Source organism: Falsiphaeobacter marinintestinus (genome assembly GCF_007923355.1).
Lineage (GTDB): Bacteria > Pseudomonadota > Alphaproteobacteria > Rhodobacterales > Rhodobacteraceae > Phaeobacter_A > Phaeobacter_A marinintestinus.
The window spans coordinates 53846-72434 of the sequence record NZ_VOGO01000004.1 but is presented as its reverse complement, the minus strand read 5'-3'; the positions used below and the strand labels follow the sequence as shown (position 1 = coordinate 72434).

Here is an 18589-nt window from a genome sequence, read left to right as displayed (position 1 = left end):
TGGGGATTTATCAGGATTGGTCAATTTTCATTAAGCATTACAATATGATAGATTGAAGCTTAAATCAAATATGCACCTTCAGGTTGCAACACATAATCATACATTGGCTGCCTGACGAACGTACGCCTGCTGACGCTTGTGGGGCCTAACCCTCGGCCCCCCATTGGCCGATCAGGATCCCGGCTGAGGATTCCGAGCGTCGCATGGCAGTGACCCCGTCATCCGTCATGGTGACGCGGTTTTTGCGGCTGATCAGACGGTCAAGCAGGCGGGCATGCATGTCTTGTCGCTGGTCTTCATGGTCAGGACTGCGGCCCAAGTCGGTGAATTCGTCAGGGTCGGCTTTCAGATCGAACAGCTGTGGCGGGAACCCTTTGAAATGAATGTACTTCCACCGATCCGTGCGCAGCATATAGCCACGGGCGTCGGATGGTCCGACCTCCAGCGTTTCGCGGGCAGAATAAAACGCATAGTCGATTTCCGACAGGACGGCATCGCGCCAGTCGTCGGGCGTTTCGCCCTGCAGGATCGGCATCAAAGACCGGCCTTCAAGCCGGTGATCAGCGGTGGGGGCGCCGGTGGCGTCCAGAAAGGTCGGGACAAGATCGATCGCCTCGACCAGTGCGTCGCTCGACGTACCACGGGTGGCGTCGGCCTGCGCGCGCGGGTCGCAGATGATCAGCGGCACACGGACCGAGCATTCGTGAAACAGCTCTTTCTCGCCCATCCAGTGATCGCCCATGTAATCCCCGTGATCCGAGGTGAAGACGATCATGGTGTCCTTGTCCTTGCCGGTTTCTTCCAGCCAGTCGAACAGACGCCCCAGATGGTCATCGATCTGTTTGATCAGGCCCATATAGGCGGGCAGTACAGTTTCGCGCGCGCCTTGCATCGAAAACGTTTCGCTGACCTGCATCCCCATGAACGCCTCAAAAACCGGGTTGGGATCGGAGCGCTCGGATTCGTCGCGAACCACGGGCAGGAACGTCTCGGGCCCGTACATGTCGTGATAGGGCGCGGGCGCCATATAGGGCCAATGTGGCTTGATGAAACTGAGGTGGCAGAGCCACGGCGCATCGCCCATTTCAGAGATGAACTCTTTCGCGCGCATGGTCATATAGGCGGTTTCAGAGTGTTCCTCGCGCACGCGGGCGGGCAGGTTCGAGTTTTTCAGATGCCAGCCGGACAGCAATTCGCCGTCCTCGCCTTCGGCGCTGTTGGCATAATCGTTCCACGGGTTTTCGCCCTCGTACCCCATTTCGCGCAGCCAGTCGTTATAGCGCAGCTTGCCGCCTTTGCCGCGCAGCATCGGCGTGGGGTGCAAGCCATCGTCACGTTCATACGGATCAAAGCCGGGCTGGCTGACCTGAATGCCGATCTCGGTGCTGGCGTTCAGGCCCAGTCGCGCCATGCCATCGCGGTCAGGCACCATGTGCGTCTTGCCCACCACCGCCGTGCGCACGCCAAGTGGGCGCAGGTAGTCGCCGATGGTCAACTCTCCGATCGGCAGCGGCACACGATTCCACGTGGCGCCGTGGCTGAACACGGTCCGGCCCGTGTAACACGACGCCCGCGATGGGCCGCAGACAGGGGATTGTACATAAGCCCGGTCAAATCGTACGCCTTTGGCCGCAAGACGGTCTATATTGGGCGTGTCGAGATGCGGGTGGCCATAGCACCCAAGGTAATCCCAACGCAGTTGGTCAGCCATGATGAACAGGATGTTTTTCACATGGGTCATATGGCTTACCTCATCAGGTCGGGCAGTATTGGATCATACCATGTATGGCGAACCAGCAGTCAGAACGAAACCTTGTCCCCGCCTTTCAGTGCCAAAATATCCCGTGCTTCATCCGGTGTTGCGACTTCGCTGCCAAGCTCTTCGACGATGCGGCGGATCTTGGCGACCTGTTGGGCGTTGCTTTCGGCCAGCTTGCCGCGCGTGATGAACAGGCTGTCTTCCAGACCGACGCGGACGTTTCCGCCCATCTGCGCCCCGGTGCTGGCCAGCCCCATCTGCGCGCCCCCGGCCCCCAGAACCGACCAGCGATAATCGTCGCCGAACAGCCGGTCGGCGGTGCGTTTCATGAATATCAGGTTGTCGACCTCGGGGCCGATGCCGCCAAGGATGCCAAAGATGAACTGGATAAAGATCGGGGCTTTGAACAGCCCGGTTTCCATACAGAATTTCAGGTTATAGAGGTGGCCAACATCATAACATTCATGTTCGAACTTGATGTCATGCGGTGCCAGGGTTTCCGCCGCCTCGCGGATATCGCGGAAAGTGTTGCGGAAAATATTGCCGTCTGATCCGGCGACATAGTCCTTTTCCCAGTCGAATTTCCAATCGTCATAGCGTTTGGCCAGCGGGTGAAACGAGAAATTCATCGACCCCATGTTCATCGAACACATTTCCGGGCTGAACGTCTTGGCCGGTTTGATGCGGTCCTGGATCGACAGGGTCAGTGACCCGCCGGTCGAGATGTTCACGACAGCGTCGGTAGCCTGCTTGATACGCGGCAGAAAGGGCGCGAAATCGTCCGGATCGACCGAGGGCGCGCCGGTTTCGGGGTTGCGAGCGTGCAGGTGCAGGATCGATGCGCCAGCCTCGGCCGCATCGACCGCCTGTTTGGCGATGTCGTCATAAGTATAGGGCAGCGCATCGGACATGGTGGGCGTGTGGATCGCCCCGGTGATGGCGCAGGTGATGACGGTTTTCTTCTGGCGAGCCATGAGTCAGGTTCCCTTGTTTTGGGCGGGGGCGGAGTTCGAGGAAGGGGCGATCACGCGATAGCCCAGCGGAAAGAGTTGCAGATCAAAGCGGCTTCGTATCAGGCCCCAGATGCCTTTGGGGGCTTTCAGCATGACGACGATGGCGACCACGCCAAGCACGATCAGATAGATCGTGCCGAGATCGGCAAGTGTCTCACGCAAGGCGAAGAAGACCAACGTGCCGATAATCGGGCCTTCGATGGTGCCGATGCCGCCGATCACGACGATAAAGATGACAAACGCCGTCCAGTCATTGACGCTAAACGCCGCATCGGGCGAGATGCGCAGTTTTTGCAGGAAGATCAGCGCACCGATCATCGCCGTGAAGGCCGAGGTGACAACATAGACGATGAACTTGGTGCGCCAGATGTCGATGCCAAGGGATCCGGCGGCGAGTTCATTGTCGCGGATCGCTGTCAGCGCCAGCCCCTGACGCGAACGCAAGAACAGATACACGGCGGCGACAACCAGCACGGCGGCCCCCAGCGCCAGCCAATAGCTAAGCGATTCCCGCATCGCACGTTTGGACGCCAGCGATTTGACGATGGCCACCGGTAAGGACGACCCAGACCCGCCCCCCAGCGCCGTGACTTGCGCAAAGCCCAGCCGGAAGACCTCGGCAATCACCCAGGTGCCGATGGCGAAGTATGCCCCGCGCAGACGGAAGATCAGAACGGCCACCGGGATCGAGGCAAGCGCACCAAGGATACCCGCCAGTGCAATCGCTGCGATGGGATGCAGACCGGCGAACATGGTCAGGGCGAACAGCATATAGCCGCCAAAGCCGACATAGGCCTGCTGCCCGACCGAAACGAGGCCCGCATAACCCGCCATCAGGTTCCAGAGCGAGGCGAGCGCGAGGTAGAGAAACAGCTCGCCCATCAGCCGCATATCAGCACGGCCAGCCCACCAGGGCGCGGCGATCAACAGGACCAGAACAAGCCCGCCAAGTACGGCAGCAACCCGAGCGGCGCGCGAGGTACGAGAGACGTGATAGTCTTGCAAGGTCATGCCGAGATCCTTGGAAACAGGCCATTAGGACGAATGGCGAGGATAAGAAGAAAAGCCAGATGGCCCGACAGCACCTGCCAACCGGGATCAATCTTGGCCCCGATGGTCTGGGCAACACCAAGGATCACGCCACCGGCCAGCGTGCCCCACAGGTTGCCAAGGCCGCCGATGATCACCGCTTCGAACCCGAAAATCAGGCGCCCCCCGCCGATTGAAGGGTCAAAGCTGGTGCGGATGCCCAACAGGATTCCCCCAATCGCCGTCACGCCCAACGCAAGCGCCATGGCCAGACCAAAGATATGCCGCCGGTTCAGCCCCATCAGTTGCGCGATGTCCTGATTGTCGGACACGGCGCGAAAGGCGCGCCCCAGCGAGGTGTGATAGAACGTCCACTGCAGGCCCCAGATCACGGCAACCGCGACAGCGAAGGTCAGTACCGGCAGAACGCCCAGTTGCAGGCCGCCGACGGCGATGCTGGCGGTCTCAAGGGCTCCGGCGTTAATCTTCTGCGGGTCCGCCGTATAGATTTCAAGCAACCCGTTCTGCAGGATGACACTCAGCCCGAAGGTGACCAGCAGCGGTGGCAGCAGATCGTCTCCAAGGGTCTGGTTCAGCAACCCGCGTTGCAACGCATACCCGATCAGCGCCATTGTCGGGACAACAATGACCAAGGCGGCCAGCGGGTGCAGACCTGTCGCCGTTGTTACGGTCAACCCAAGATAGGCCGCCAGAATGATCAGGTCGCCATGGGCGATGTTGACCAGCCGCATGACGCCGAAAATCAGTGACAATCCGGCTGCGAACAGCGCATAAAGCCCGCCCAGCAACATGCCCTGCACAAGTGCATTCACCCAATCCATATCATTCGATCCCGAAATAGGCGCGCGAAATGTCGTCGCGCGAAACAGTGTCTGAGGCGCCTTCGAGCGAAACACGCCCCTCTTGCAGGCAATAGACGCGGGCCGAGACGGACAGGGCCTTGCTGATGTCCTGCTCGACGATGATCGCGCTCATCCCTGTCCCGATGATACCCGGCAGCGCCTTATAGATGTCTCGGATGATGATCGGAGCGAGGCCGAGGCTGATTTCGTCAAACAGGATCAGATCGGGGTTGGCCATCAGGGCGCGCCCGATGGCGACCATCTGTTGCTGACCACCGGACAACGAAGTTGAGGCCTGATCCTTGCGCTCTTCAAGGATCGGGAACAGCTTGTAGACAGCTTGCAGATCCCATGGGCCAGACCGCCCAACCTGTGCGCCGATCATCAGGTTTTCCCTGACCGAGAGAGACGGGAATAGCTGGCGGCCCTCGGGCACCATGGCCAGCCCGTGCACCGCGATTTCATCAGCCCGCAATTGGCTGATATCGTGGTCGCGATAGCGAACCTGACCCGGGCCGTTGGTCAAAAGGCCGGTGATGGAGCGCATCAGGGTGGTCTTGCCTGCCCCGTTGGCACCGATAATCGACAGGACTTCGCCCTGCTCAACGTGCATGTCGACACCATAGAGCGCCTGAAAGTCGCCGTAATGGGCATCAAGGCCCTGCATCTGAAGGATGGGTTCAGGCATCTGCTTCGATCCCCAGATAGATTTCTTTGACGGCGGGGCTGTCCATGATCGCCTTGGGTTCGCCCTCGGCGATTTTTTTGCCGAAATCGATGACGATCAACCGGTCGACCACGGCCAGCAGCGCATGCACGACATGTTCGATCCAGATGATCGTCACGCCCGAGGCGTGGATGTCGCGGATGGTCTGGACCAGCGACTGGCATTCGGCCTCGGTCAGGCCGCCAGCAATTTCGTCCAACAGCAGAAGTTTCGGTTTGGCGCAGAGCGCGCGGGTCAGTTCAAGCCGCTTGCGTTCCAGCAAGGTCAAGCTGCCCGCCAGCACGTTGGCCTTGGGCAACAGTTCAGTCTGGTCAAGAACGGTCAGGCAGAACCGCTCGGCATCGCGCCCGCGCATCCCGGCAGACTGGGTTGCGGCGATTAGCGCGTTTTCGAAGACGGTCATGCCCACGAAGGGCTGTGGCACTTGAAAGGACCGCGCGATACCGGCATGGCTGCGGCGCGCTGCACTCCACCCCGTCACGTTCTGTCCGGCGAATTCAACGGTGCCCGAATTGGGCGACAGGGTGCCGGTGATCAGGTTGAACATCGACGTTTTGCCCGCCCCGTTTGGCCCGATGACGCCCAGCGCCTCGCCCTGCTGCACCTCGTAACACTGGGCGTCGGCCACCGTGACCGCGCCGAACGCCTTGCTGAGGTTGTCGAGTTTCAGGATCGTCGTCATGTCGCCCTCGTTTGAAGACGCGGCGCCGGGAAGGCGCCGCGATAGGGGGTTAACCCAGCAGTTTCAGCTCACCCGTCATCGGGATCTCGGGCGCTGCCGAGTTCGCGACGATCTTGAGGTCGAACGCATCGCCCTCTTTCTGCCATTGCCCGGCAACCAGAGGAGTCTTGGTGACGTTGTTGATCGGCCCGTTGGCCCAGTTCACCGATCCGACGATGGTGTCGAGGTTGGTCGATGCGATGGCCGATACGATGGCTTCGGGGTCTTCCAGATCTTCCGACCGGTTGATGACGTTGGCCACAACTTCGAACAGCGCGTGCTTGAAGCCGATCGGCTGGGTCCATGGACGACCTGACGCGGCGGAATAGCCTTCGGCCAGTTCCCTGGCGCTGGCCCCTGTCAGCGAGGACGAGAACGGATGGTTCGGCGACCACCAGACTTCTGAGCTTAGCCCGTCGCCACGATCACCAAGGCTTTCGATGACGGATGGGAACAGCAGTGCCTTGCCGATGGTCACGATCTTGGGGTTGAAACCCTGCTGGGCGGCCTGGCTCCAGAACGTTGCGAAATCGGGCGGGATCATGTTGCCGGTGACGATCTCGCAACCGGCATCCTTGAACGCGGCGATGTAGTTCGAGAAGTCATCCGACAAGGGCTGGTAGCGGCCCGGATCAAGCAACGAATATCCGGCAGCGGCCAGCGGTTTGGGCAAGCCCAGCTCAGGGTGGCCCCATGCATTGCCGTCTGCATCGTTCGGGAACAGGCCGCCGACATTTTTGGCAACGCCGGACCCGCCCCACATATCAAGGAACGCGCCGATCACGTCCTCAAGGCCCCAGAAGAAGTGATAGGTCGATGCGAACCCTTCGCCCGGCACGCCGTTGCGGCCAAAGAAATAGGGCTGCCATGGGCAGTCGGTGGTGATGCAGGGCACCTCGTTCACCTCGGCCTGATCGGCGACGGGGTTCACGGTGTCGGGAGTCGAGGCCGCAACGATGATGTCGACCTCATCCCCCAGGATCAGATCAGCGGCGACTTCGGCGGCGCGGTTGGGGTTGGACTGGCTGTCTTTCGAGATGATCTCGACATTCCAGGTTTTACCGTTGTTCTCCAAGCCATTGGCGAACACTTTCTGGATCGCGCCCAGCACGTAATCGTCTGCTTCGGCAAACCCGGCCAATGGACCGGTGCGCGGGCTGACATGGCCGATCCGCAGGGTCGGTGTGGCCGCATAGGCGCGTGTTGCGCTCAGAAGGGCCGGGGTGGCGATGGCGGCCGAGGCGCTGGCCAGAAAGGCGCGGCGCGTCGGTGATGTGATGGTCTTTTTCATGGTATCCTCCCGAATTGCCGATCTTTGGACCGGCGTTTTGATTAGCTCTCCAGTATGGTTTCCAGCTTCTTGAGGTGGCTGGCGACACGGGCGCGGACAGCGTCCGCCTCGTCTTCGGTCCACTTGCGAAAACCCTCCCCGGTTTTCATGCCAAGTTTCTGATCCGCGACGAGCGTTTCAAGGTAAGGGGACGGGCCCTGACGGGCCTCGATATCGTGCAAAACGTTCTGGTGGATATCGAGCGTCAGATCGGTACCGACCAGATCGGCGTTTTCCAGCGGGCCCAGCACCGCCAAGCGGCGGCCAAAGCTGGACTTGATCACGGTATCAACCGCCTCAGCGTCGCAAATACCGTTTTCAACAAGGCTGATCGCCTCGCGCCAAAGCGCGTGTTGCAGACGGTTGCCGATGAAACCGGGAACATCTTTTTCGACCATGACCGGGGTTTTTCCGGCCTGTTCCAGCAGATCGAACATGGTCTGCGCGATGGCCGGGTCAGTCCATTCGGTCTTGATGACCTCGACCAGCGGGATCATGTGCGGCGGGTTCCACCAATGCGTGCCGAGGGCGCGGTTTTTCAGGCGCAGGCCCGACATAATTTCGGTGATCGGCATGACGGACGTGTTGGACGCAAGGATGCAATCATCGGGCGCGTGGGCTTCGATGTCGGCAAAGATCGCCTGTTTCAAGGCCATCTTTTCAGGTGCGGCTTCAAAGACAACGTCGGCCTTGGCGACCGCCCCTGCGGTGCTATCCGCCACCGCGATCAGGCTTAGAGCATCGACGATTGTCTGTTCGTCGTCCCCCATCGCCTGCATGCTATGTCGGATACGGTCGGCAACGCTGGCCCGCGCCTCGGCCACAGGGTCGGTGATGGTCACAGAGTGCCCGGCCTTGGCCAGCGTCAGGGCAATGCCATGCCCCATCAGACCTGCGCCGATCACGGCGATGTTGTATGTCACGCTCATCCCCTAGCCCGCCGTGTATCCGCCGTCGGCATAAAGGATATGCCCGGTGTAGAAGTCCGACGCTTTCGAAGCAAGGAACAGCAGCGGCCCGGCCAGATCCTCGGGTTCGCCCAACCGGCCCTTGGGTACGCGGGACAAGAACCCGGCGCGGACCTTTTTGGCCTCGTCCGTGTCTTCAAACATCCATGCGGTCAGAGGCGAACGGAAGACAGTGGGTGCGATGGCGTTGACGGTTATTCCGGTGGGGCCAAGTTCGCAGCCCAGCGCCTTGGTGATGCCATCGGTCGCCGATTTCGAGGCACAATAGGCGGTATAGCCCGCCGGATGGCCCAACAGACCGCGCGCCGAGCTGACCAGAACGATCTTGCCGTACCCTTGGGTCTTCATTTGTCCGGCGGCGGCACGGGCCAAAAGCCAGCTTTGGTTGACGTTGGCGTCCATCACTGACTGGAACGTATCCGGGGTCATGTCGTTGATCAGTGCGACCTTGTTCATACCGGACGCCACGACCAGAATGTCGAGCTTGCCAAATTCAGCGACGGCCTTGTCGACCAGAGCCTGACAGGCAGTTTCGTCCGAGGGGCGGGCGTTCACGGCAACAACCGCCGCGCCCATGCCGCGGCATTCTTCGGCGATCTCGTCCAGCGCTGCCTGATTACCGGCGGCCAGCACAAGATTGCACCCGGCCCCGGCCAATACACGCGCGGCGACCATGCCAAATGCACCCGAGGCGCCGGTGATCAGGGCGGTGTCACCTTTGACGTCGAACATCGAAAGAGGGTTGGCAAAGGACATGGCGCTTACTCCGGTCTTTGGCCGCCGGGATACGGGATCACGACAAGCATTTTGCAGATATGGTTGGAGCGGTTTTCGATCTTGCGGATTTCATCCGGCGGGATTGTGCAACTGTCCATCGGGCCCAGCACGGTGTCCTGACCATCAACGGTGACGGTCATTTCGCCCTCAAGCACGACATAGACCTTTTCAAACGGGGTCGCGTCGGGCCCGGCCCCGCCCCCCGGCAGAAATTGCGAGAATCCGACCCACTGGTTTTCGGGGCCACCATCTTCGAAGCCCTGCAAGCGCAGCCCGTGGCAGTCGAAATGGTTCGGCGCTTCATAGGGTTGCGCATCAGAAAAACGTTTAACGTGCATTGTGTCCTCCCAAGTTTCGAAAAGAGGCTGCCGGAACCCCCGGCAGCCAGTCGGGGAGTGTTCAGAATTCTTCGCCAGCTTCGATGCGGTACTTCTGGCCCTTGTCGATCATCGCGACGAGTCGGATGACGCAGCCATCGCCGCGGTCCCAGTTCCATGGGAAAAAGGCAAAGGTGCAGCGCTTGCCGGTCACGGCATCCAAATCGCCGCCGACGTTTTCAATGCCAAGGATCCCGTTCTTGAACAGTACGTTGTGGACGGGCTCCCACTCGGGGAAGTCGTCTTTCCAGTCGCGACCGCCGGACCATTCAAGGTATTCCTGCTCAAGATGCGGCATGATCGGGCCATTGCGCTGCGGGCCGATGGCCGTGGCCAGCGGGTGGTCGTTGGCTTGCGTGTCGTGACCGACAACCTTGATGCCCTTTTCGACCATCCATTCGCCAGCCGATTTCACCAGACCGGGGCAATAGGCAAAATAATCGCCGTCTTCATACTGCTTGTGCCAGCCGGTGTTGATGATCAGAACATCGCCCTTGCGGATCACGTGACCGCAGGCCTTTTCCAGATCTTCTGCTGTAATCGGCTCCCACTTTTCCTTTGGGATCGAAACGACGATGCCGGTGCCGAAGAAATGTGGCAGCGGGACTTCGTCGATGAACGGGGTACCCTGCACCACATGCGCGGGCGCATCGATGTGGGTGGTGACATGCATCGACGTTGTGATCGTCTGGCTCAGCACGCCGGACTTGGCCATATAGTGCTTTCTGTCAATCTTGACGTCTTCGAAATAGGGCCAGTTCGGGCACTGGAACCCGAAGCGGTGGCTGAGGTTGTAGAACTCCAGCCCCATGTCATTGTCTGTGTTTGATTGGAACTCAATGCCGCGGATTTCGACCATCGGGCACAACTCCTCTGTTCGCCGACCTGCGGCGTTTGTTGATCTGAAATGTCAGGATGGTTCCTCCCACCTGTCTTGCATATTGATGCAAACGCACCGCGATGCGGTCAAGTAAAAAATCACAATACGGTTGACTTGCACCGCAATGCGATACAACTTAATTTTTGAAAAATCACATAAATCAGCCGAAGATCGTTGGATAAGAACAGACATATGATTGAAACAGAGGATAAAAACTCACGATCCGGGATTCAGGTCATCACGCGGGCCGCTGCTGTCCTGCGCGTTCTGAAAGAAACACAAACCGGGATGAGTCTGGGCCAGATCGCTGCAAAGGTCGGCCTGCCCCGTTCTACGGTACAGAGAATCACAAGTGCGCTGATGGCCGAAAACCTGGTGATCAGCGCGCCGCAGGGCCGTGGACTGATCCTGGGTCCCGAACTGACCGCGTTGGCCAGCGCGACGCAGTACAACATCGTCGAACACTGTCGGCTGCTTTTGACAGAGCTGACCCAGAAGACCGGCGAAACCGCTGACCTTGCGGTGGTGCGTGGCGTCGGGATGGCGTTTCTGGATCAGGTGCCCGGCACCCATCGGCTGACCACTGTGTCCAAGGTAGGCGAGGTGTTCCCCCTGACCACGACGGCAAATGGCAAGGCCTGTCTGGCTGAGATGCCCGAAGGTGAGGCGATCAAGCTGATCGACAACGAATGGCAGCGTAATGGGATCAAGGGTGACCTTAAGGGCTATCTGGCCGGGCTTGCCGAGATCCGTGACGACGGTCTGGCCTATGATCTGGATGAACATTCATCCGGCATTTCGGCGATCGGATTTGCGTTTCGGGACTGGGCCGGGGCGCTGCACGCAATTTCCGTTCCTGTTCCATCAACGCGATTTGATGAGGTGAAAGAGACCATCGAAATCGCGCTGCGTGAAACCGCTGCGAACATTCAGCGGACGTTTACCTGACCCATTCATCACCCGACAGTCACTCAGGGGGTGGATAAATCAAATTCGGATGCTAGCATGTAAACCGAATTTCACACGGTCGGCGCAAGCCAAATACGCATATTAAACATATGTTTGGACTGCGCTGCCTCGTGTTTGGGAGGTGTGATGCGCTGGAGTCTTGTCGCCTTGATGGTCGCGGTGATTGCCGCTGTATCGCACGCGCCTGCCATTGCTCAGGATCGCGGCGTGATGCTGGATCTACGCTCGGCCGCCGACCCCAATGCTCCGGTGTCCGAACGGGTCGAGCTGTATCGCAACAGCTATGCCTTGGTGATTGGCAACGACGCCTATGACAACGGCTGGCCACGCTTGTCCAACGCCGTGGCCGATGCCGAAGAGATTGCCGGGTTGCTGGGCGAACAGGGGTTCGACGTCACACTGAAAACCAACCTCGACAGTGTGGAACTGCGCACCACCTTGCAGGAGTTCTTTGTCATTCAGGGCAAAGACCCCGACGCCCGCCTGTTGTTCTGGTTCGCCGGGCACGGGCATTCGGTCGATGACGAAGGCTTTCTGGTGCCAGTGGATGCCCCTGCCCCGTCGGCGCCGGAATTTGCCTTGCTGGCGCTGCATATGCGCAATTTCGGCAGCTACATGCGGCTGGTGAAGGCCAAGCACGTGCTGGCGATCTTTGATTCCTGCTTTTCCGGCACGATCTTTACAACCCGCGCAGGTGCCGCACCGCCCGCTGTCACGCGGGCCACGACCATGCCGACGCGGCAGTTCCTGACCTCGGGCGATGCGGGGCAAACGGTCAGCGATGATGGGACGTTCCGCAAGCTGTTCCTGAGTGCGCTGCGGGGCGAAACAACGGCGGATGCCAATGGGGACGGATACCTGACCGCATCAGAAGTCGGGCTGTTCATGGCCGATGAGGTCACCAATTATACCGAGCAAAGCCAGACCCCGCGCTATGGCAAGCTGCGCGACCCCGATTTTGCACGGGGCGATTTCGTGTTTGTCTTGCCCGGACGCTCGGCAGTTGGCGGCAGCAAGGCGGCTGTTGCAGGTCAGACCGCAGCGGTGGATATCGAAAGCCTGATGGCCGAAATGGTCCTGTGGACCTCGGTCGTGACCAGCGAAGATCCGGTGGTCGTCCGGACGTATCTGGATCAGTACCCTGAAGGAAAGTTTGCCGATCCGGCGGCGGCGCGGGTCGAAGAACTTGAGGCCCGGATTGCAGCCGAGGCGGCAGTTGCCGCCAGCGCCGGGGCGCAGGCATATGGCGCCACCGAAGCCCCGGCAGAAGCCGAGGTCGCCCCTGAAGACGCGACGCCAGCCCCGGTCGAGACTGCCCAAGACCCCGAACCGGCCGAACCGGCGAAACGTCTGCAGGGTGGGATCAACCTGACAACAGTCGAAGACACGGCAGATACCTCGTGGTTGCCCAATGTCACGGGTGGGCTGGCAGATGTTTTCCAACTGAGCGAACTGCGGCAATTGCGCGAAGGGTCCATCGGGTTTGGCCAGCCCGTCGACACCATGTCAAAGGCAGACAAGGCAGTGTTTGCCGATATGGGGCCGCAAGGATACACCGTTGCACCCGAGGCCTGGCAGTTTTCGGACCCGCAGGGTGACAGCCAGTACAAGATAGATGGCAATTGGGTGCATCTGCGCGCCCCGGCCAACCACAACATGTGGAATTGCGACCGTGGTCTGGCCCCGATCCTGTCGGTGCCTGTGCCTCAGACCGACAGCTGGTCTGTCCAGACCTGGTTCCAGCTGCCAGCGCGTATCGGGTCCAGTCATACCGGGCTTGTGGTCTGGAACGGCACTGACTCGGGCGCACCGACGCGGGCGCTGTATTTCGGACCAAGCGGAACCCGGAAACTGGAAGCGGCAGGATCTTATCGCGCCGACTGTACCGCTGGCGCAGGCGATATCTCTGGACAGGCCGGAAGCCGGGGACGGTTTGGCCTGGAATATGCGGGCGGGCGCGGCTGGTTGCGGATCTCAAAGCGAGGCGACCGGCTGACCTTTCATTTCAAATCGCCTTTCATGCACAACTGGCGCGAAGTCGGATCGATGATGACCGAAGGCAAGGACGGGCTGATGCATGTCGGGCTGATGGCCAAAACATGGGGCAACGAACCGCTGGTCGCGTCGTTTTCGGATCTGCGGATCGTTCCCGGCCATACCGCCGAAGCCCCCTGGAAACCGGCCTATTTTGACCGGCTTGCTCAACAGGGTGTCGCGTCTTTCAGTGGCGCGGATTTCGAAGATTTCGAATGGAGTGATCCGAACGGCGATTCCCTGCATGAGATCGAAGGCGACCGGATCAGAATCAAATCGAGCGGCGGGCGTGACATCTGGAATTGTGATCGCGGCGGTGCGCCAATCCTGTCGGTAGATGTGCCCGAAGGCGACCGCTGGGCCGCCGAGGTGGATTTTGATTTGCCCGCCCGGATCGGGAGTTCCTTAACCGGGCTTGTTCTGTGGAACGATGAATTCGAAGACGCACCGGTCCGGGCTTTGTATTTTGGCCCGACGGGGACAACTGCCCTTCAGGTCTCCGGGTCAAATGCGGTGGACTGCACGTCGGGTTCAAACGATCTGCGCAATCAGCAGGGCAGCACCGGATCGTTCAAGATCGATTACAGCCGGGGCAAAGGGCGGCTGCGGATTGCGCGCGACGGCGACCTTGTGTCGTTCTATTTCAAAGCACCTGAGCGGCGGAACTGGGAGCTGGTCGGATCGACCCTTGCAACCGCGCGCGACGATTTTCGCAAGATCGGACTGGTGGGCAAGACCTGGGGGTCCGAGCCACTGAACGCGGTGTTCGAGAACTTTCGCCTGATCGCGGACCAAACCGAGCCAGACCAGTGGGTTCCGTCCTATTTCGCCACCCTGAAAAACGGCGAACCGAAGACCTTTCAGGATGACGCTTTCAGCGATTTCGAATGGAGCGATCCCAACGGGAATTCGGTGCACGAGATCCGCGGCAACCGGATCAGGATGGAAACCACGGGCGGGCATTCGGGCGTCTGGAACTGCGACCGCAATACCGCCCCGATGCTGACCGTGCCAGTGCCGCCGCGTGACAGTTGGGTGGCGCAGGTGCGGTATCAGATCCCCGAGCGTGCGGGCGAAACCTCGGCCGGGCTGGTGTTGTGGAACGGCGCCGAACACGGCGCCGTCCGACAGATCAGTTTTGGACCGGGCGGTACCAAGGGGCTACGCGTGGCCGGAGCGTATTCGGACGATTGCACAGCCTCGGCGAACGAGATCGCGGGCGACGAAGGCAATTCCGGAACGTTCCAGCTGGACACCGGTGGCGATGCCGGGGTTCTGCAGATCTCGAAATCCGGCTGGCTTTACAAGTTCTCGTATTTCGATCCGGACACCCGTCAGTGGACCCGGCTGGGCACGATGGAGGCGACCGTGAAGGATGATTTCCGGCGCATTGGTTTGGGCGTGAGCAGTTGGGGCAGCAACCCGATTGCGGTCGAGTTCAGCGATTTCACGCTGGTGCCGGGGGTCTTCAACTAACTGCGCTTCGGGTCAGGACACTGAAACAAGGTGGTTGTCCCAGACCAGCGCGCCGGGCGTCGCGACGCGGTGCAGGTCGGGTCCCTCGGCCAGCGCGATACCCCCCTTGAAGGTCACGGCAAACGCGTCACCAAAGGCCGCGACACCGCTGGCAAGGGGCAACTTCTGACCGGATCTGGGGCTGCCATCCACACCATCGAACCGGATCAGGTGATCGCCCTTGGGACCGGTCACAAGGATCTCGGTGCCATCGCGGGTCATCGCGACCGAGCCTGCGTATTGTTTCAGGCGCACGGTTTCAGGGTGGTCCAGATACTGCAACGGGTCACCCCGTCGGTGCAGCGCCGCCAGCGGAACGGGGTCAAGCGGATGACCCTGCCATTGCATCGCAGCGACAATGCGGCCCGTGGCATCGCAATCAATGTGGCGGATCGAATTCTGGCGCAACGCTGCCGGGGGCTCTACCATGTCCAGCAGGGTTCCATCCGCCGCCAGATAAGCCAGATTTGGGCGCATGTCAGGCAGGTTCAGCTTGGCCCGGCCATAACCCGGATGGGTCTGGATGCCGCCATTGGCGACGGCGAAACTGCCATCGGGCAGGCGGATGATCTCATGCGGACCAATGCCGCCTGACGGGACCTCTGCGATACGTTCATAGCCATCGGCAACATCCCAGATGCCAATCCGGCCATCGCCGGTGTCATAGGCGTTTTCGGTGGTCAGCAGGTGCTGGCCATCTGCCGTGAATGCGCCATGGCCATAGAAATGACGCCCCTCGGGCAAGGTCAAACGCCCAAGTTCCTGCCCCGAAGCGCAGTCGAGGATCACGGCGAACTGGCCGGGACGGCGCGCAAAGGCCACGGCGACGGGACGATGCGGGTGCGCCGCAGCGGCGTGGCCGCGTGACGGGATCGGGCGGCGAAACACCTCTTGCCCGTCGCCGGACAACCCGATCAGCCAGGATCGGTTTCGCTCGTCGATGGCGGCGGTCAGCAGGCGGGGGCCACCGGTGTCAGCCCATGAGGGCTGTACCAAAAGCCCAGCCGCGATACTGGTCAGAAAGCTGCGGCGCTGCATATCAGTCGCCATCTGCGGGGCTGAATCCGGTATCGACGCCAAGGCCCGGGCCGACATCCTCGGCCAGCGCGTGCCGGATCTGGTCAACCTTGCTGCGCACCGCTTCGACCCGGATACGGGTTTGCGGGTCTTTCACGGCCTCGGGGATCGGCATGCCGATCTTGTCGATACGGGCGCGAGTTTGTTCGATCAGACGCAGCACCCAGGCCCGGTCAGGTTCGCGGATGTCCCCGGCAAACCCGTCGCGGATCATGACTGCGATCCCGGCAAGCTGCGCGTCGATAATCTCGGCGGTCAGGCCAGATCGCCAGCCTTCGGCGCGGGTCGGAAAGCTGCGTTCATAGGTACCCAGTGGCCGACCCAACCGTTGATCCGCCACCCGGATCAGCCCAAAATCAAGCGCGGTATAAAGCGTTTTGGTGAATTCTTGCGGGGACAGGTAAACCGGGTTGTCGGGCCCTGCAGCGCGCGCCAGATCGGCCCACCCGCCGTCATCGAACCAGTCGTGATACACCGTGCCGGCCATGTCGTTCAGAAAGCCCGAGATGCCGATGATCGCAGGGCATTCCGGCGCGTCAGTATAGAGCAACAGTTCAATCGCCGGCAGGCCCTGAGCGGCGGCAGACCCTGCGGCAATCACCGCAGGGTCGCGTTGAGCATTCTCCGGCTGGGCCAGGAGGTCACGCAAGGCCCGCCCGACAAAGTTCTTCTTGTCAGGCCAGAAATTCACGGCCAGCGCCGCGCCGTTGAGTTCAACCGGCCCGAATTGGTAACTGTCCAGCGGTGCCCAGCTAAGCCAAGTGTCGCGAAAGGCCTGTTCGACTGCGGCGCGCGGGGCGCCCTGATCGCAATAGGCCACGGCCGCATCGGTCAGATCGGCCGTGGCTTGTGAAAAGGCGGAATACTGGGTTTCCAGAACCACCAAAGATCTGCGGCGCAGCGCATCGTGATCAACCTGGCCCCGGCCCGGTGCCCAATAGGGCAAGCCCAGTTCTTCGTTGTACTCATCCTTGACCTGCGCCACGGCAGGCGCGGCGGCCAGCGCGGCAATCAGGCAAAGTATCAGGCGGGTCATGTCACAGTGACTCCAGATAGGTGATAAGGGCTGCACGATCCGCAGCCGACAGGGTTCGCACGGTTTCGCGGGCGGGTTCGGCTTCACCGCCGTGCCACAGGATCGCCTCTAGCAAAGACCGCGCGCGCCCGTCATGCAAGAAATAGGAATGTCCGCTGACCGTTCTGGTCATGCCAATCCCCCAAAGCGGCGCGGTGCGCCATTCCTGCCCATTTGCGTCCCATTCCGTACGATTGTCGGCCAATCCCGGCCCCATGTCGTGAAGCAAAAGGTCGCTGTAGGGCCAGATCAACTGGAAGCTTTGTTCGGGCTGATCGGTCAGGCGGTGCGTAACGAATTTGGGACGGTGGCACGAGGTACACCCGGCGGCATAGAACAGCGATTTGCCCCTCAGAACCTCAGGAGCGTCAGCGGCACGGCGCGCGGGCACAGCCAGGTTGCGTGAATAGAAGGTCACAAGGTCCAACACCTGCGTCGACACTTCCACCTGTTCATCGCCACTGTTGCCATTGGGGGCTTGGCGGCAGTTATCTTGCGCGGGCGAACAATCGCCCCAGCTGTCGGGCGTCAGCGGGGTCGACAGGCCCATGTCGCCCAGAAACGCGCTGGCGGATTGCGCTTTGATCGTCGCCTCTCCGGCCTTGTGACCAAATCGGCCAAGCATCCATTGCCCGTACTCGTTCGACCAGACGCGATTGGGGCGACCACTGATCCCGTCGCCATCCGCGTCTTCGGGATCTGCGGCGGCAAGGATGTCAGCCTCGGGGATCGCTTCAAGCAGGCCAAGCCCGATCATTTGCGGCGCGATCCGGGGGCTGATCTGGACGTCGGGATGCAAGTCGCCGTAAGCAGGCGCGCCGACCGAATAGGTCGGTTTGCGCAGGTTCACCACGGTGCCGTCGCCCATCGTCACCGGGACAGTTTCATAGTCGATATGCAGGCGGCCTTCGGCGGCAATTCCCGCGATGGATTTGTCCTGAAGCTGGATGCCATAAGTCGGCTCGGGCGCGTTGGCGCTGAGGTCATGCTCCCCGTCGACCTTCGGGATCGACAGGCGCAGCACCATGGACACGCCGGGATCTTCGTTATCTTCGGGTGGGTGCCCGCGCCCGTCGCGAATGTGACATTGCTGGCAGGCGCGGGCATTGAACAATGGCCCCAGCCCGTCGCTGCTTTGGGTCGACGCCGGAGCCGTGACCCAGAGTTTCTTGAACAGACCGTTGCCGACGGCAAACTCAAGCTCGCGCTCGAACGACATATTGGCGCTGGGGAAGGAAAACGCATCCTGTGTGTCCGGTTCAAAACTGGTGGCCGCCCCGGCGGGGTGGGTTTCGAACTGTTCCGGCGCGGTGAAATCGCTTGTGGGGGCCGTGACACTAGCCACCCGGTCGGCTTCATTTTCAGATCTTGAAACGATTGCGAGATGGGGTTCCCCCCATCCCGCTGCACAGGCTGATGATGTCCAGACCATCAGGGCAAAGGCAAGCGCCCCTGCCCTGCCCGGTCTGATCAGG

Annotated in this window: 16 protein-coding genes; 2 read left to right on the top strand and 14 right to left on the bottom strand. The window is 60.8% G+C overall.

Features of this window, described 5'->3' with window-relative positions:
* Positions 1 to 145: 145 nt before the first annotated feature.
* From FOY56_RS10135 to FOY56_RS10085, 11 genes are all read right to left on the bottom strand, one after another.
* Positions 146 to 1741 (bottom strand): alkaline phosphatase family protein, encoded by a 1596-nt coding sequence (locus FOY56_RS10135; RefSeq protein ID WP_146345731.1) that lies wholly within the window; start codon positions 1739 to 1741, stop codon positions 146 to 148.
* Between the two features lie 59 nt (positions 1742 to 1800).
* Positions 1801 to 2733: a 3,5-dioxohexanoate:acetyl-CoA acetone transferase gene (gene kce, locus FOY56_RS10130; RefSeq protein WP_146345730.1), complete on the bottom strand. Its 933-nt coding sequence runs from the start codon at positions 2731 to 2733 to the stop codon at positions 1801 to 1803.
* A 3-nt stretch (positions 2734 to 2736) separates the two neighbouring features.
* A complete protein-coding gene (locus FOY56_RS10125) occupies positions 2737 to 3783 on the bottom strand; it encodes a branched-chain amino acid ABC transporter permease (RefSeq protein WP_146345729.1) in 1047 nt (348 codons plus the stop codon).
* Positions 3780 to 4643 (bottom strand): branched-chain amino acid ABC transporter permease, encoded by an 864-nt coding sequence (locus FOY56_RS10120; RefSeq protein ID WP_146345728.1) that lies wholly within the window; start codon positions 4641 to 4643, stop codon positions 3780 to 3782. Before FOY56_RS10120 ends, FOY56_RS10125 begins: the two co-directional genes overlap by 4 nt.
* A 1-nt stretch (position 4644) precedes the next feature.
* On the bottom strand, positions 4645 to 5352 hold the full coding sequence (locus tag FOY56_RS10115) for an ABC transporter ATP-binding protein (RefSeq protein WP_146345727.1): 708 nt from the start codon (positions 5350 to 5352) through the stop codon (positions 4645 to 4647).
* Entirely contained in the window at positions 5345 to 6073 is a 729-nt protein-coding gene (locus tag FOY56_RS10110) for an ABC transporter ATP-binding protein (protein WP_146345726.1), read from the bottom strand. Before FOY56_RS10110 ends, FOY56_RS10115 begins: the two co-directional genes overlap by 8 nt.
* Before the next feature lie 49 nt (positions 6074 to 6122).
* Entirely contained in the window at positions 6123 to 7403 is a 1281-nt protein-coding gene (locus tag FOY56_RS10105) for an ABC transporter substrate-binding protein (RefSeq protein ID WP_146345725.1), read from the bottom strand.
* Positions 7404 to 7444: 41 nt separating this feature from the next.
* Positions 7445 to 8365, bottom strand: a complete 921-nt coding sequence (locus tag FOY56_RS10100) for a 3-hydroxyacyl-CoA dehydrogenase family protein (RefSeq protein WP_222434976.1) — start codon at positions 8363 to 8365, stop codon at positions 7445 to 7447.
* A 9-nt stretch (positions 8366 to 8374) separates the two neighbouring features.
* Complete coding sequence (locus FOY56_RS10095; protein ID WP_146345723.1) at positions 8375 to 9166, bottom strand: SDR family NAD(P)-dependent oxidoreductase; 792 nt, start codon at positions 9164 to 9166, stop codon at positions 8375 to 8377.
* A 5-nt stretch (positions 9167 to 9171) separates the two neighbouring features.
* On the bottom strand, positions 9172 to 9525 hold the full coding sequence (locus FOY56_RS10090) for a cupin domain-containing protein (protein WP_146345722.1): 354 nt from the start codon (positions 9523 to 9525) through the stop codon (positions 9172 to 9174).
* A gap of 61 nt (positions 9526 to 9586) precedes the next feature.
* Positions 9587 to 10423: a cyclase family protein gene (locus FOY56_RS10085; RefSeq protein ID WP_222434975.1), complete on the bottom strand. Its 837-nt coding sequence runs from the start codon at positions 10421 to 10423 to the stop codon at positions 9587 to 9589.
* A 213-nt stretch (positions 10424 to 10636) separates the two neighbouring features.
* On the opposite strand from FOY56_RS10085, the gene FOY56_RS10080 reads away from it, so the two are divergent.
* Positions 10637 to 11392, top strand: a complete 756-nt coding sequence (locus tag FOY56_RS10080) for an IclR family transcriptional regulator (RefSeq protein ID WP_146345721.1) — start codon at positions 10637 to 10639, stop codon at positions 11390 to 11392.
* Positions 11393 to 11539: 147 nt separating this feature from the next.
* Positions 11540 to 14923, top strand: coding sequence for a caspase family protein (locus FOY56_RS10075; RefSeq protein ID WP_146345720.1), 3384 nt, complete (start codon positions 11540 to 11542; stop codon positions 14921 to 14923).
* Between the two features lie 12 nt (positions 14924 to 14935).
* Here FOY56_RS10075 and FOY56_RS10070 read toward each other — a convergent pair whose 3' ends face one another.
* From FOY56_RS10070 to FOY56_RS10060, 3 genes are read right to left on the bottom strand one after another with little or no spacing between them, the layout of a single operon-like run.
* Positions 14936 to 16000, bottom strand: a complete 1065-nt coding sequence (locus FOY56_RS10070; RefSeq protein ID WP_186766304.1) for a DUF1513 domain-containing protein — start codon at positions 15998 to 16000, stop codon at positions 14936 to 14938.
* Between the two features lies 1 nt (position 16001).
* The gene (locus FOY56_RS10065; RefSeq protein ID WP_146345718.1) at positions 16002 to 17075 is read right to left on the bottom strand and encodes an imelysin family protein; all 1074 of its coding nucleotides are present in this window, start codon (positions 17073 to 17075) and stop codon (positions 16002 to 16004) included.
* 1 nt (position 17076) lies between these two features.
* The gene (locus tag FOY56_RS10060) at positions 17077 to 18546 is read right to left on the bottom strand and encodes a di-heme oxidoreductase family protein (RefSeq protein WP_146346020.1); all 1470 of its coding nucleotides are present in this window, start codon (positions 18544 to 18546) and stop codon (positions 17077 to 17079) included.
* Positions 18547 to 18589: the final 43 nt, after the last annotated feature.

Excerpts from the sequence above, each read along its gene's own strand:
- FOY56_RS10075 (WP_146345720.1), top strand. The coding sequence starts at position 11,540 with ATGCGCTGGAGTCTTGTCGCCTTGATGGTCGCGGTGATTGCCGCTGTA.
- FOY56_RS10085 (WP_222434975.1), bottom strand. The coding sequence starts at position 10,423 with ATGGTCGAAATCCGCGGCATTGAGTTCCAATCAAACACAGACAATGAC.
- kce (WP_146345730.1), bottom strand. The coding sequence starts at position 2,733 with ATGGCTCGCCAGAAGAAAACCGTCATCACCTGCGCCATCACCGGGGCG.
- FOY56_RS10120 (WP_146345728.1), bottom strand. The coding sequence starts at position 4,643 with ATGGATTGGGTGAATGCACTTGTGCAGGGCATGTTGCTGGGCGGGCTT.
- FOY56_RS10105 (WP_146345725.1), bottom strand. The coding sequence starts at position 7,403 with ATGAAAAAGACCATCACATCACCGACGCGCCGCGCCTTTCTGGCCAGC.
- FOY56_RS10110 (WP_146345726.1), bottom strand. The coding sequence starts at position 6,073 with ATGACGACGATCCTGAAACTCGACAACCTCAGCAAGGCGTTCGGCGCG.
- FOY56_RS10095 (WP_146345723.1), bottom strand. The coding sequence starts at position 9,166 with ATGTCCTTTGCCAACCCTCTTTCGATGTTCGACGTCAAAGGTGACACC.
- FOY56_RS10065 (WP_146345718.1), bottom strand. The coding sequence starts at position 17,075 with ATGACCCGCCTGATACTTTGCCTGATTGCCGCGCTGGCCGCCGCGCCT.
- FOY56_RS10080 (WP_146345721.1), top strand. The coding sequence starts at position 10,637 with ATGATTGAAACAGAGGATAAAAACTCACGATCCGGGATTCAGGTCATC.
- FOY56_RS10060 (WP_146346020.1), bottom strand. The coding sequence starts at position 18,546 with ATGGTCTGGACATCATCAGCCTGTGCAGCGGGATGGGGGGAACCCCAT.
- FOY56_RS10135 (WP_146345731.1), bottom strand. The coding sequence starts at position 1,741 with ATGACCCATGTGAAAAACATCCTGTTCATCATGGCTGACCAACTGCGT.
- FOY56_RS10115 (WP_146345727.1), bottom strand. The coding sequence starts at position 5,352 with ATGCCTGAACCCATCCTTCAGATGCAGGGCCTTGATGCCCATTACGGC.
- FOY56_RS10070 (WP_186766304.1), bottom strand. The coding sequence starts at position 16,000 with ATGCAGCGCCGCAGCTTTCTGACCAGTATCGCGGCTGGGCTTTTGGTA.
- FOY56_RS10125 (WP_146345729.1), bottom strand. The coding sequence starts at position 3,783 with ATGACCTTGCAAGACTATCACGTCTCTCGTACCTCGCGCGCCGCTCGG.
- FOY56_RS10090 (WP_146345722.1), bottom strand. The coding sequence starts at position 9,525 with ATGCACGTTAAACGTTTTTCTGATGCGCAACCCTATGAAGCGCCGAAC.